This window comes from Caulobacter sp. CCUG 60055, from assembly GCF_022750545.1.
GTDB lineage: Bacteria > Pseudomonadota > Alphaproteobacteria > Caulobacterales > Caulobacteraceae > PUIC01.
In genome coordinates this window covers 166,185-178,393 of the sequence record NZ_PUIC01000008.1, presented here as the reverse complement: position 1 = coordinate 178,393, position 12,209 = coordinate 166,185, and the positions used below count along the sequence as shown (strand labels likewise).

Annotated in this window: 13 protein-coding genes; 4 read left to right on the top strand and 9 right to left on the bottom strand. The window is 69.9% G+C overall.

Annotated features, from left to right (window positions below; all coding sequences use genetic code 11):
* Positions 1–120: 120 nt before the first annotated feature.
* The 3 genes from C5708_RS12885 to C5708_RS12875 all read right to left on the bottom strand — a co-directional run bounded on the left by C5708_RS12885 (position 121) and on the right by C5708_RS12875 (position 4,304).
* Positions 121–1,002: a phytanoyl-CoA dioxygenase family protein gene (locus tag C5708_RS12885; protein ID WP_242921720.1), complete on the bottom strand. Its 882-nt coding sequence runs from the start codon at positions 1,000–1,002 to the stop codon at positions 121–123.
* A gap of 127 nt (positions 1,003–1,129) precedes the next feature.
* Positions 1,130–2,731 carry a peptide chain release factor 3 gene (locus C5708_RS12880; protein WP_242921718.1) on the bottom strand — a complete coding sequence of 534 codons (1,602 nt, stop codon included), beginning with the start codon at positions 2,729–2,731 and terminating at the stop codon, positions 1,130–1,132.
* A gap of 31 nt (positions 2,732–2,762) precedes the next feature.
* Complete coding sequence (locus C5708_RS12875; RefSeq protein WP_242921716.1) at positions 2,763–4,304, bottom strand: DUF1570 domain-containing protein; 1,542 nt, start codon at positions 4,302–4,304, stop codon at positions 2,763–2,765.
* A 167-nt stretch (positions 4,305–4,471) separates the two neighbouring features.
* Between C5708_RS12875 and C5708_RS19455 the strand changes: the two genes are divergently transcribed.
* Positions 4,472–4,606, top strand: coding sequence for a hypothetical protein (locus C5708_RS19455; protein ID WP_278253948.1), 135 nt, complete (start codon positions 4,472–4,474; stop codon positions 4,604–4,606).
* Between the two features lie 21 nt (positions 4,607–4,627).
* On the opposite strand, the gene C5708_RS12870 is transcribed toward C5708_RS19455, so the two are convergent.
* Complete coding sequence (locus C5708_RS12870) at positions 4,628–5,008, bottom strand: hypothetical protein (protein WP_242921714.1); 381 nt, start codon at positions 5,006–5,008, stop codon at positions 4,628–4,630.
* Positions 5,009–5,091: 83 nt separating this feature from the next.
* Complete coding sequence (locus C5708_RS12865) at positions 5,092–5,424, bottom strand: DUF1491 family protein (protein WP_242921712.1); 333 nt, start codon at positions 5,422–5,424, stop codon at positions 5,092–5,094.
* Between the two features lie 98 nt (positions 5,425–5,522).
* Here C5708_RS12865 and C5708_RS12860 point away from each other — a divergent pair, with 98 nt between their 5' ends.
* Positions 5,523–6,407, top strand: coding sequence for a hypothetical protein (locus C5708_RS12860; RefSeq protein WP_242921710.1), 885 nt, complete (start codon positions 5,523–5,525; stop codon positions 6,405–6,407).
* Here C5708_RS12860 and C5708_RS12855 read toward each other — a convergent pair.
* Positions 6,398–8,080 (bottom strand): HAMP domain-containing sensor histidine kinase, encoded by a 1,683-nt coding sequence (locus tag C5708_RS12855; protein WP_347567019.1) that lies wholly within the window; start codon positions 8,078–8,080, stop codon positions 6,398–6,400. The two genes, C5708_RS12860 and C5708_RS12855, sit on opposite strands and share 10 nt — an antisense overlap.
* Before the next feature lie 179 nt (positions 8,081–8,259).
* Between C5708_RS12855 and C5708_RS12850 the strand changes: the two genes are divergently transcribed.
* Both C5708_RS12850 and C5708_RS12845 read left to right on the top strand, forming a co-directional pair.
* The gene (locus C5708_RS12850; protein ID WP_242921708.1) at positions 8,260–9,039 is read left to right on the top strand and encodes a HAMP domain-containing sensor histidine kinase; all 780 of its coding nucleotides are present in this window, start codon (positions 8,260–8,262) and stop codon (positions 9,037–9,039) included.
* 84 nt (positions 9,040–9,123) lie between these two features.
* Entirely contained in the window at positions 9,124–9,534 is a 411-nt protein-coding gene (locus C5708_RS12845) for a SufE family protein (RefSeq protein ID WP_242921874.1), read from the top strand.
* A 22-nt stretch (positions 9,535–9,556) separates the two neighbouring features.
* Here C5708_RS12845 and C5708_RS12840 read toward each other — a convergent pair whose 3' ends face one another.
* The 3 genes from C5708_RS12840 to C5708_RS12830 all read right to left on the bottom strand — a co-directional run bounded on the left by C5708_RS12840 (position 9,557) and on the right by C5708_RS12830 (position 12,150).
* Entirely contained in the window at positions 9,557–10,060 is a 504-nt protein-coding gene (locus C5708_RS12840) for a PAS domain-containing protein (RefSeq protein ID WP_242921706.1), read from the bottom strand.
* A gap of 208 nt (positions 10,061–10,268) precedes the next feature.
* Positions 10,269–10,688 carry a MucR family transcriptional regulator gene (locus C5708_RS12835; protein WP_242921704.1) on the bottom strand — a complete coding sequence of 140 codons (420 nt, stop codon included), beginning with the start codon at positions 10,686–10,688 and terminating at the stop codon, positions 10,269–10,271.
* Between the two features lie 253 nt (positions 10,689–10,941).
* Complete coding sequence (locus C5708_RS12830) at positions 10,942–12,150, bottom strand: DUF2336 domain-containing protein (protein ID WP_242921872.1); 1,209 nt, start codon at positions 12,148–12,150, stop codon at positions 10,942–10,944.
* Positions 12,151–12,209 lie beyond the last annotated feature (59 nt).

Sequence of the window (12,209 nt, the reverse complement as noted above, 5' to 3'; positions counted from 1 at the left end):
GCCGCCTCAAATCGGGACAGCCGCACAGGCTCTGACGCCCATGGAGCAAGGTCCGGTCCGGAAAAGCTAATAAAAAATTAAGATTTTCGTCTTGTTAACCATACTTTTTAAAGGATCGCTTCAGGCGCGCGCCGTCGTCGCCTCCGGGGCCCCGCCATAACCGTCCCGCTCCAGCAGCCGGCGCGCCCGCTCGCCGTCGCCTGTGGCGGCGGAGTCGTAGTCGCGGTCAAGCAGGCGCAAGGGGTGCATGCCGTCGACATGTCCCATGAAGGGCGGGTGGATGGAGTAGCCGAGCATCGCCCGCACCCGGTCGGACAGCCCGCGGGCGGCGTCGCCGACGGCCAGCATCATGTTCTCCTGCTGACGGCACCAGGGCTCGCAGAACTGCGGCGTCACCGCCAGGCGCGGCGCGGGGGTGCGGTTGGCGCCGCCGCGATGCCACAGCGTCCCGGCGAACAACAGCAGCGACCCCGCCGGCATCGTCGCCCGGACGGCCTCCTCGTCTCCCGTCGGCCGCGCCTCGCCCCAAAGGTGGCTGCCCGGGATCAGTTCGGTCGAGCCGTTGTCTTCGGTGAAGTCGTCGATGGCCCAGATGGCGCTGACGCCCAGGGCCGGACGCGGACGCGGGACGCGATAGAAGCCGTCGTCGATATGCCAGGGCTGCACCGTCTCGCCCTCGCGCAGCTCGATGGCCAGATCGGCCGACAGCAGGAAGCCCGGCGACATCAGCCGGTCCAGCATGGCGAGCAGCAGCGGGTGCTCGACCAGGATCGCCGTCGTCGGCGCCTTGGCCAGCAGGGCGTAAACGCGCCGCGTCCTATGGCCCTCGAAGTCGTTGCGGCCGTCGCGACCGGCGTCGAGGATCGGCGTCAGTTCAGCCCGGATCGCGGCGACGTCGGCCGGGTCCAGGGCGCGCTCGACGATCACATAGCCGTCGCGGGCGTAGCGGCTCAGCAACGCGTCGACAGGGGTCTTGGCGGAATGTCTGTCTGCGGTCCTCATGCCCGCAGCCTGGCACGATCACGACGCCAGGCAAGGCTGACCTGGCGTCAAGTCGGCGCGCCGAAGGTCGGGCCGCATTCCAGGCAAGGGCGTTCCGCCGCGCCCGCCGGCCTGGCCCTCCCCGCCGTCAGCCGCGTTCCTTGGTCCGCTGGAAGGCGATCTTGGGGAACCGCTCGCCGACATAGCCGATCTCCCACGACGACTTGGCCAGGAACACCGGCTGGCCGTCGATGTCCTCGGCCATGGCCGTGCGGTGCTTGCCGGAGAAGTCCTCGATGTCGGCCTTCGCGCCGCCGAGCCAGCGGGCTTCGGCGTAGGGCGCGGCCTCGAACACGCAATCCAGATTGTATTCGTTGGACAGCCGGTCGGCCATGACCTCGAACTGCAGCTGGCCGACGGCGCCGACGATGAAGTCCGAGCCGATCTGGGGGCGGAACAGCTGGGTCACACCCTCCTCCGCCAGGCCTTCCAGCGCCTTCTTCAGGTGCTTGGCCTTCAGCGGGTCCTTGACCCGCACGCGGCGCAGGATTTCCGGGGCGAAGTTGGGAAGGCCCGAATAGCGCACGGTCCCGGTTTCGGACAGGCTGTCGCCGACGCGCAGCACCCCGTGGTTGGGAATGCCGATGACGTCGCCGCCGAACGCCTCTTCCGCCAGTTCGCGGTCGGAGGCGAAGAACATGATCGGCGCGTTGATCGACAATTGCTTGCCGGTGTTCTGCACCTTCAGCTTCATGCCGCGCTGGAACTTGCCCGAGACCAGTTTGACGAAGGCGATGCGGTCGCGGTGGTTGGGGTCCATATTGGCCTGGACCTTGAACACGAAACCGCTGACCTCCGGCTCGCCCGGGGCGACATGGGTCGGCTCGCCGCCGCGCTCGGCCGCCACCGGCTTGGGCGCCGGGGCGTAGGCGCCGATGCCCTCCAGCAGTTGGTCGACGCCGAAGTGGCGCAGGGCCGAGCCGAAGAACACCGGCGTCATGTGGCCCTCAAGGAACGACCGTACGTCGAACGGCTTGCCGGCCTCCTGCACCAGCATGGCCCCCTCCTCGACCTCGGCCTGCTCCTCGGGGTCGAGGTACTGGACGATGGCGTTGGAGTTGAAGGCGACGGCCGGCGGATGGCCCTCGTCGTCGGTCGAGGACTTCTTGGCGAAGGGAATGAACCTGCCGCCGCGCAGGTCGAGCATGCCCTTGAACCGCCCGCCCGAACCGGCCGGCCAGTAGAGCGGCGCCGGATCGAGGGCCAGCTTCGAGGCGATCTCGTCGAGCAGCTCGAACGGGTCCTGCGCCTCGCGGTCCATCTTGTTGATGAAGGTGATGATCGGGATGTCGCGCAGGCGGCAGACCTCGAACAGCTTCAAGGTCTGCGGCTCGATGCCCTTGGCCGCGTCCAGCACCATGATGGCGGCGTCGGCGGCGGTCAGGGTGCGGTAGGTGTCCTCCGAGAAGTCCTCGTGGCCCGGCGTGTCGAGCAGGTTGAACATCAGCCCTTCGTGGTCGAAGGTCATCACGCTGGCCGAGACCGAGATGCCGCGCTCGCGCTCGATCTTCATCCAGTCCGACTGGGTGCGGCGGGTCTGGCCGCGCGCGCGCACCGCGCCGGCCGCGCGGATCGCCCCGCCCGACAGCAGCAGGTTCTCGGTCAGGGTGGTCTTGCCGGCGTCAGGGTGGCTGATGATGGCGAAGGTGCGCCGACGCGCAGCCTCGGCGGCGGGGGAATGGGTGCTCATGCGCGCGGGGTAGCGCGCCGCCGGGGCCTTGTCACCCCGGCGCGTCGCCGGAGGCGGCGGCCGTCGCCGCGTCGGTGGGCGGGCGCTTGGCGGCGGCCTCGACCAGCATCTTGCGCGAACGATCGGCGAGATCGCCGCCATGCGGATCGTTGGCCAGCACGGTCAGCAGGATCGTCGCTTCTTCGAACTGCTTTCGCCGCATCAACGCCGCCGCGGTCCGGAACGAGATCGCGTCCACCTGCGGCGCGAGGCGATGGGCCGTCCGCAGGACGTCGAGCGTGTTGTCGGAAGGATAGCCGGGATCGGCCGAGCGGGCGACGGCGTAGGCGTAAAGGGTCTGATAGCGATCGGGATCGACCTTGAAGGCGCGGCCAAGCAGCGACCGGGCCTCGGCGAACAGCGCGGCGCGGCGGCCTGGGTCCTTCTGGCCTGCGGCCAGACGGCTGGCCGCCAGCATGGTCAGCAGTTCGACATCGTCGCCGTCGCCGGCCAGGCGCCGCTGGAGGATGGCCTCTCCGGCGGCCCGGTCGCCGAAGTCGATCTCCGCGCGCGCCAAGACCGTTTCGGCCAACCGGTCTCCCGGGAACTTGGCGGCGGCCGCGCGGACGGTCTTGAGCAGCTCCGCCTCGTCGCCCTTCTCGACCCGCCCCGACTTGAGCCGCTGACCGACGAGAAGCAGAGCATCCGCCGAAGGCGGCAAGGCGGTGATCTTCACCTCGGCGTCGACATGGTCCTTACGTGTCAGGCGGTTGTAGGCGATGGGCTTGGTTTCGTAGGCGCGCAGCTGGCCGTCGAGGGCCTTCAAGTTCGCGCCCGTCGCGGTCTCCATGGCGCGCACCGGGTCGGCGCCGGCCCCGACCGCCTTCACATAGGCGTCGAGCTGCCGCTTGCGGCCCGGATCGTTCAACATGTAGTGCACCATAAGCCAGGCCTCGGCGTAGAAAGCCGACCGTTGCGACGCCGACACTTCGAACGCCCGCTTGCGCAGCAGCTCCGACAGCGGCAGCCACGAGCCGGCCACCAGGGTGTAGGCCCGGTTGCGGCTGTACTTGCCGACATTGATCCTGTCCGTGAGGATTTCGGTCGGCGCGAAATACTCCGCCCACCCCTCCATCAGCCAGCTGGGATAGCCGTAGGGAAAGTACTGTTGCGTGAAGTGATGGGTGTACTCGTGGAAGATGACTTCGTCCCGGCCCAGGTCGGAAAAGCTCTCCCGGGATGCGACGGCGAAGATGTCCTCGGTCTGCGCCGCATAGAAACCGGCGAGATTCTGCGGGGCCTTTGGGAAAAGCTCCAAGATCTGTCCGCGGCCGCTGGCGAGGTAGATGTCGAGTTTGCGCGGCGGCGGCGCGTCGGCCGGCAGGCCGTGGAACAGCCTGAGGACCCCGTCGAAATCCTCTAGCTTCATCGCGTAGTCGCGCAGCTGGCGCTCCGCGCCGTCGCTGTAGATGACGAAGCGCGCGCTTTCGGCCCTTAGCCAGCGCGCCTGCGCCGGAACGGCCGACGCCAGGGCCAGCGCCGCCGCGAGAAAGGCCAGCCAGATCCGCTCCGCCCCGATCTTCCGACCGCCCATTTCCGTTCCCCCAGGTCGTCCCAGACTAACGCGAGGGTTGAAACGGCGTCCAGGGCGCTCTTGATCAACGAAACGGACTAGCCGTTCAGACGTTATCGAGTCATGATTCCGTCATGCGGGATGTTTCGCCCTAGAGAGCGAAGCGGTCGTAAAGGAGGAAACGAAGTATGGCCCTGCTTGATGTTCAACGGTTCCGGTCGGAAGCGTCCTGCGTTCCCATCCTGGCGGCCGCCGCCCTGGTGTTCGCCGGCATGTTCGGGATCGCCTTCATCATCCACATGGCTTTCGACCTGGTCTTCTGACCAGGCGGGCCGTGGCCTCGCTCAGGCGGCCAGACGCCGCCAGACCTGCCTGTCGGCGTAAAGGGTCGTCAGGCTGTCGTTCTTCTGCCGCATGTAGAGATCGCTGATGATCTCGATGCCCACCTGCGCGAAACGGATCGTCACCTGATCCGGAGGGCAGTTCCTGCCAGGCGACACGAACAGCGCCGCATTGATCTGCGGGGCCTTGGCCGCGATCAGCAGGGCCAGCCGTTCCGCCCGGGGACGATCCACCCGATGCAGCAGCGGCTCCTCGGCGAAGATCTCCGCGCCCAGCTTCTTGACGAAGGCCAGGTCGAGCGTCTGGAACTCGCGCACCCTGGACGGAGGGGCGGCCGACTGGCTCGACACGTTCAAGATCACGTCGTTCAACAGAAAAAGCATAGGCGCTGGCCGTCCGTACCGGGGCGAAAACTCCAAGACGCCAGAGTGACGCGTCGCGCTTTCGACGCGGTTTAGGAAAGCGGTTAACGATTTTCGACAGGCTCGACGAGGAAATGCCGCCCCTCGCGATCGTCGATCTCGACCACCCACACATCCGGATCGATGCGGGCCGACCGCTCGGCGTAGGCGTCGAGATCGGCCTCGGCCTCGGAAGCCACCGGCTGCATCCACACCCGTTCGCCGTCGCCGCGCGTGGCCTCGGCGTAGAGGCGCGCGATCCCGGCCCGCCGGTCGAGCACCTTGATCAGCACGGCCCCGGCCCGCGCGTCGCCCTTGCGCAGCACGGCGGCGAACGCCCCGCCCTGCTCGGCGCGGCGGATGAGGGCGCCGACCCAGATGTCGGTGGAGAGGATCAAAGGCCGCGCTCCCGGAACCGCCGGCGAAACGCCGGTCGATAACCCGGCGGAAAGACCCTTCCTATTAGGCCGTGTCGGAAGCGAATGCGAGATCACCCATGCCGCGCCGGGTTTCCAGCCTGCTGATCGCCGCCTGCGGCGTCCTCGCCGCCCCGGCCGTCGCCCGGGCCGATGCGGTCGGCGCCTATTACGAACGCACGGCGATGACGGAAGCCGACCGTCGCTGCGGCCTGTTCGCCCCGCCCGTGGCTTTGGCCCTGACGGCCGCGCGGGCTCAGGCCCGGGGCGCGGCCCTGCGCGGCGGCGCCTCGCCCGACCAGCTCGCCCAGGTGTCGGCCCGCGCAACCGCCAAGATCGCCGCCGCCGATTGCGCCTCGACGGACATCCGCACCGCCGCCGACCGCGTGCGCGCCGCCTTCGCCGCCTATGGCCGCATGCCCCGCCTCGACCTTCCCGGCGCCAGCCGCGGCTGGACGGCCGTTCGACCGGCGCCGGACGGGCCGGTCGCCTGGCGGCTCCGGCAGTCCGCCGCCTTCGGCGCCGACGCGATGACCTTCGGCCTGGCCGGGCGCGGACGGCGCGACGCGCTGATGGCCGTGGCGGTGTTCGCCGACGGCGCCCGTCCCTACGCGGCGAGGCTGGTGGCCCGCGACCCCCGGCGGACGTCCGAGCCCTACCTGCCGCAGGGCGGATCGGGGCCCCTTTCCGCCCGCCTGCCGCCGCCGTCGGCCACCCAGACCTTCACGGCCGAGGCCCGCAGCGTCGCCGGGACCGACCTGCGCCCCGCCGGCGCGCGGGCGGCCGACGCCTTCCGCTTTCCGGCCCAGGGCGCGGCGGCGCTGGCGACGCTGGACCCGCGCGAGGCCGTCGCCGTGGAGTTCCTGTTCGAAGGCGACCGCACGCGCACGGCCTTTGTCGAGGTCGGCGACTTCGCGGCGGGAACGGCGTTCCTGGCCGCCGGGGACGGCGCCGGTCAGCGCTGAGGGTTGAAGGCGATGACGTTGCCGGTCGAGGCCCGGCCGCCGGCCTGGGCCGCCAGCACCGGCAGGCGCACCATCACCGCCGTGCCCTCGCCCAGCCGGCTCTCGATGCCCATGTCGCCGCCATGCAGTTCGGCGAAGGCCCGCACCAGCGACAGGCCGAGCCCCGTGCCCCGCGCCTTCTGGTCCGCGCCGCCGGCCTGCTCGTAGGGCCGTCCCAGCCGTTCCACGTCCTCGGGCGGAATGCCGACGCCGGTGTCGGCGACGGTGATTTCCAGCATCCCCTCCACCGCCTGGCCGCTCACCGTCACCGAGCCGCCCTTGGGCGTGAACTTCAGGGCGTTGGAGACCAGGTTGAGGACGATCTGCTTGAGCGCGCGGCGGTCGGCGTCGACCTCCAGCGGCGCGCCCGGCAGCATGCCGCGCAGCTGGACGCCCGCCTCGTCGGCCTGAAGCCGCATCAGCCGCAGGGCGGCCGAGACCGGTTCGCGCGCGTCGAACACCTCGCGCGCCAGCTCGTAGCGCGCCGCCTCGATCTTGGACATGTCGAGCACGTCGTTGATGAGATCGAGCAGATGCCGGCCCGATTCATGGATCAGCTCGGCGTATTCCACATATTTGCCGGGCAGCTCGCCGAACATGCGCGACCGCATGATGTCCGAGAAGCCCATGATGGCGTTCAGCGGCGTGCGCAGCTCATGGCTCATATTGGCCAGGAAGCGCGACTTGCCGGCGTTGAGGGCCTCGGCGTCCTGGCGGGCCTGCTCCAGCGAAGCTTCGCGGGCGTGCTCCAGGCCGGCGTCGCGCAGCACCCCGACCAGCCGTCCGTCGGCCGCGCGCCGAACGTCCAGGATCGCGTGGTGGTGCAGGGCGTCGGCGGGCGAAAAGCCGGCGCGTCCCTCGCCGTCAAGCTCGGCCCTGCGCAGCGCGGCCTGCAGGCCGGGCCGGTCGGGCGCGTGGGCGATGGCCAGCAGGCCCCGCGCGCGGAGCTGGTCCGGATCGATCCTGTCGGGCGCCTGACCGAACGCGGCCTCGACCTGGCCGTCGGCGGCGAGCACCAGCACCAGATGCGGCTGTTCGGTCAGCAGCGCCGCCAGGGCCTGCTGACCGGCGGCGTCGACCGCCCGGGCCCGCAGCACGGCGCGGCGCGACAACAGCAGGCCCGCGCCCAGCCCCACCGCCGTCGTGGTCATGCTGGTGATGGCCAGCCAGAAGGCCGCGCCCGGCGTGGGCTGCGGTCCGGTCGCGCCGGCGATCTGGGCCACCGCCGCCAGGGCCGCGGCCAGCAGGCCGACCGCGGCGGCCTCGGCCAGCAGGCTGGCCCCGCCCAGCAGCGTCGCCGCCGCCACCGGCGCCAGGCACCAGGCCGCCAGCGGCCCGGTGATCCCGCCCGTCAGCACACAGGCGGCCACCGCCGCGACCGCCCACAGGGCCAGCAAGGCGGCGCGCTCGCGCGGGCCGTCGCGCAGCATCAACCCGAACGCGGCCAGCGCCGGCGCGATCCCGGCCAGGATCGCCAGGGCCGGCTCGCGCGCCAGGCCCAGAAAGGCGCTCAGGGCCGCGCCGGACACCAGCAGCGCCGCCGCCCAGCCTCCATGCCACCACAACACCGCGTCCCGCTCGACGGCGGTCCGAGATGCAGGCGCGGCGGGAACATGTTCGGCGGGTCCGCTCACTGGACTCCTTGGCGAGAATCGACGGGCTAGATGAAAAAGCTAGCCCCTCGACGCGGCCGTAGCGAGGCCGCTCGCCTGCCGGGCGACCCAGAATGGGCGCCCAGCGCGCGTGGAAACGGATTCGTAAGCGCGTTGCGACAGGATGTCCCGCTTGTCAGTCACCGCGAGACCGTTTCCTCATGCCGCAGGCGGCACAGTCCATACCGCCCCGCCCGTCGGCGGTTCCGCCCACGCCGCCGGGAACGATATCCCGGCGCGGGGTCGCCACGCTCGAGGACGCCAGGCGCTCCTTCCTGCGGATGGTCAGCCATGAGCTTCGCACTCCGCTGAACTCGATCATCGGCTTTTCCGAGATCATCGCCTGCGAACTCTACGGCCCGCTGGGCGCGCCGCAGTATCGCGAATACGCCGATCTGGTCCGCGAAAGCGGCTTGAAGATGCTGGCCCTGGTCAATCAGGTCCTGGAGATCATCCGCCTGGAGAGCGGCGCGGCCGATCTCGACTGCGTCGTCCAGAACCTCGACGACGCGGTGAACGACGCTCTGGAGGCCTTGGCCGTCGAACCGCGCGGCGTGCGGCTGCAGGTCGAAGGGCCGACCGCCGCCTTGCCGCCGGTCGTCGCCGACCACCGCGCCCTGCGCACCGTGCTCGGGGCCCTGCTGCAGAACGCCTTCGCTTTCTCGCCGGACGGCGGGACCGTTCGCCTGCGCGCGCACCGGCGCAGCGGCGTGGTCGAGATCGAGATCGAGGACGAGGGCAAGGGCGTCGACCCCGACGACATCCCCCGCCTGATGCGTCCGTTCGAGCAGGGGGAAAACGCCCTGACGCGGCGCACCCAGGGCGCGGGGCTGGGCTTGCCTATCGCCGATCAGCTTTGCGCCGCCCAGGGCGGCGGCCTCGCCCTGCGCTGCGAGCCCGGGCGCGGGCTGGTCGCCAAGGTGCGCCTGCCGGCGGCCTGACCGAACCGCATTGTCAGCGGGGGGGCGAACCCCTAAGTGCAGGGCATGGCCCTGGCAGATCACATCGCGGCGCCCGCCCTGTCCATGCAACAGACCTTGGACGATCTGGCGGCGGAATTCGAACTCCTGGGCGATTGGGAGGAACGCTACCGCTACGTCATCGAGCTGGGGCGCGACCTGACGCCGCTGAGCGACGCCGAACACGACGACGCCAACAAGGTGCGCGGCTGCGCCAGCCAGGTCTGGCTGGTCACCGAGACCGGCCCCGACGGGCTCTTGCGGTTTCGCGGCGATTCCGACGCCCACATCGTGCGGGGCCTGATCGCCATCCTGCTGAAGCTCTATTCCGGACGCCGGCCGGCCGAGATCCTGGCGTTCGACGCCAAGGCCGCGTTCGAGGCGCTGGGCCTGGCCGGCGCGCTGTCGGCGCAGCGGTCCAACGGACTGTTCTCGATGGTGGGACGCATCCGCAAGGACGCCGAGGCGGCGAGCTGACGCCGCTCGCCCGGGACCGGCCTCAGGCGGCGCGGATGCCGGTGGGGTTTGCCGATCCCTGGAAGCCGATCAGCGCGTCGTAGCCGAGGATCATGTCGACGTCGCGGCCGTTGGAGGCCAGCGGCAGGCGCAGCCACAGCAGCGAGAGATGGTTGGCGCCGCGCCAGGCCAGGCTGTGCACGCCGACGCCGGGCCTGCGCTGCTCGACCACCTTGTCGAGCTCGCCGCGCCAGTAGTCCGCCGCCGGAGCGCTGTAGACATCGGCGAGGCCGCGCCCCGTGATCTCGCGGCCATAGACCCCGTAGAGCCCGGTCCCGGCCAGCCGCAGGCGATAGTCGAAGCGGTGCAGGCCCTCTCCCGACCGCACGTCGATCAGGCTGATGGTGGGCAGATGGCGCTTGAAGTGATCGGGCTGGATGTGAGCGCGCGCGGGCAGCCGCCCGCCCTCGCGCAAGGACGCCCAGTAGGCGAAGAGCTCTTCATGTGCCCGCACCGCGGTGGCGGGCGCCCCCATCTGCATCGTCATCTCCGGATTCCTTAACAACCCCTTGGAATCACGATGATTCACTATCCCTTAACTGCCGATTCGCTGGCAAGGGGAAAAACGCGGCCGATCTCAAGATTATGTAGGCCGAGTCAATCAGGACACGAAATGTCGGGACCCGGATACGACGACGCCCGCCGTCCGGAGACAGCGGGCGTCGCGGCTTCGCAGCGATGCGATGCGGATGGGATCAGCGCGCCTTCTTGGTCGCCTGACGGCCGCCCTGGCCCAGGCCCATCTGCTTGGCCAGGTCAGACCGGGCGCGAGCATAGTTCGGCGCGACCATCGGGTAGTCCTTGGGCAGCGCCCACTTGGCCCGGTAGTCTTCAGGACTCATATTGTACTTGGTGCGCAGGTGCCGCTTGAGCGACTTGAACTTGCGGCCGTCCTCCAAGCAGATCAGATAGTCCGGCGTGATCGAGCGCTTCACCGGAACCGCCGGTTCCTTCGGCGCGACTTCAACGGCCTCGGGCGCGCCGGACACCGTGGAGAGCGCACGGTGAACGCTCTGGATCAGGGCAGGAAGATCGCCCGCCACCACAGAGTTGTTGCCCACATAGGCGGACACGATGTCCGCAGTCATCTCGATGATTTCGGATTTGTCGTCCATGATCTTCTTTGCCTGCCGCCGCCAACGCCCCCGAGCGCAGCGCCGATTCTTCTGAATGAATTATAGCTGCATATAGTGGGTTTTCACAGAAAACAACAGTGTTGGCCCAATAAAATCGGCCCAGTTTGATCTTTGTAATGAAGAAGTCACGTGATGCGCTCAGCGAACACAGCGCTTTCGCGAACATTTTCGACAACATGCCCAGGGAACGACACAACTAAGCCGCGAAGCGTTCGCGCCGCCCCAGTCAGGCTCAGCGGCCGAAATCGCTCGACATGACGAGCATAGCCGCCCGCTGCGGCGGCGAGTATTCGTCCACAGCCCCCTCGTCGCCTTCCCGAAGCGCCTTGATCAAGGCCGGCGTCAGCGCCGAAGACAGCGACCAGTTCCAATAACGCAGGACAGTCTGGGCCCGGTCGACCGCGATGATGTCGAACACTTCGAGCACGCGGGCCAGGGCCGGCGCCGGCGCGCCCGCCGCGTCGACCTCCGGGCGCCGCAGCCCGCGCCACAGGTCGAGCAAGGCGGCGCGCGGCAACCCGACGGCCTTGCACAGCACCGCCAGCGGCTCGCCGCCGATGTCGGCCATGATCTTGGCGCCCGTGGCCGGCTTGAGCCCCGACAGATACGAGATCTCCTCGGCGATCTCGCGCGTCATTCCCCGGCCCGCGGCCGTCACCGCGTCGTCGAGGCTGGCGAAGGGGCTCTTGTCGATCGCCGCGCGATTGCGCTGGCGACGCTCGATGAACTGCAAGGCCTTGCGCGAGAGCGGGTCGCTCCATCCTTCGGCGGCGGCCATGGCGAAGATGTCGCCCACCGCGTCCTGCAGCACCTCGCGGGAGACCGCGAACCGCTGGAGCACGGCGCGGCGCGCGTCCGCGTCGGCCCACCAGAACAGCACATAGGCCTGCGAAGGCCTCAGCTCGGGACGGCGCAGCAGGGGGCCGATGAGGCGGGGGGCGTCGCGCGTCAGGGCGACCACCCGCTCCGTCCCGGCCGGCGACAGGCGCGCGAGGTCGTTGCGCAGCAGCACCTCGAGCGCCGACAGGTCGCCGGTCTCGATCAGGGCGTCGGCGACCACTTCCGACACCCCCCGACGCTGGGCGATCAACCGCCGGTGCTCGGCGGCGCCCATGCGGGCGCAGTCGACCAGGTCGACGTCGCGCAGGGCCGGGCAGTCCTCGATCAGGGCGGCGGCGACCGAAATCTCGTCGCGCAGCAGCAGCCGCGCCAGCATGGCCGGCAGTTCGCTGAGCACCGACAGCCGCCGCGCCACCCGGCGACGCTCGTCGGGGGTCGCCTCGCGCAACAACTCGATCAGCAGGTCGGCGACGATGCTGCGCTCGAAGACGTTCACCCGGCTGGCCGGCAGGCAGACCAGATCGGCCAGCCGCTTGAACAGCGCCGCCCTGGCGCGCGAGACCGGCGGGACGCGGTCGGCGAGAGTGGAAAGCTCGGTCATCGGGGAGAGACGCACATCCGGCAGGCCCTTCCGGCTGGCCGCAGATCATCGGAGCGCCG

What these genes read in the sequence shown, in the direction of transcription:
- C5708_RS12885 (WP_242921720.1), bottom strand. Translation starts at nt 1,002, where the DNA reads ATGAGGACCGCAGACAGACATTCCGCCAAGACCCCTGTCGACGCGTTG.
- C5708_RS12880 (WP_242921718.1), bottom strand. Translation starts at nt 2,731, where the DNA reads ATGAGCACCCATTCCCCCGCCGCCGAGGCTGCGCGTCGGCGCACCTTC.
- C5708_RS12875 (WP_242921716.1), bottom strand. Translation starts at nt 4,304, where the DNA reads ATGGGCGGTCGGAAGATCGGGGCGGAGCGGATCTGGCTGGCCTTTCTC.
- C5708_RS19455 (WP_278253948.1), top strand. Translation starts at nt 4,472, where the DNA reads ATGGCCCTGCTTGATGTTCAACGGTTCCGGTCGGAAGCGTCCTGCGTT.
- C5708_RS12870 (WP_242921714.1), bottom strand. Translation starts at nt 5,008, where the DNA reads ATGCTTTTTCTGTTGAACGACGTGATCTTGAACGTGTCGAGCCAGTCG.
- C5708_RS12860 (WP_242921710.1), top strand. Translation starts at nt 5,523, where the DNA reads ATGCCGCGCCGGGTTTCCAGCCTGCTGATCGCCGCCTGCGGCGTCCTC.
- C5708_RS12850 (WP_242921708.1), top strand. Translation starts at nt 8,260, where the DNA reads ATGCCGCAGGCGGCACAGTCCATACCGCCCCGCCCGTCGGCGGTTCCG.
- C5708_RS12845 (WP_242921874.1), top strand. Translation starts at nt 9,124, where the DNA reads ATGCAACAGACCTTGGACGATCTGGCGGCGGAATTCGAACTCCTGGGC.
- C5708_RS12840 (WP_242921706.1), bottom strand. Translation starts at nt 10,060, where the DNA reads ATGACGATGCAGATGGGGGCGCCCGCCACCGCGGTGCGGGCACATGAA.
- C5708_RS12835 (WP_242921704.1), bottom strand. Translation starts at nt 10,688, where the DNA reads ATGGACGACAAATCCGAAATCATCGAGATGACTGCGGACATCGTGTCC.
- C5708_RS12830 (WP_242921872.1), bottom strand. Translation starts at nt 12,150, where the DNA reads ATGACCGAGCTTTCCACTCTCGCCGACCGCGTCCCGCCGGTCTCGCGC.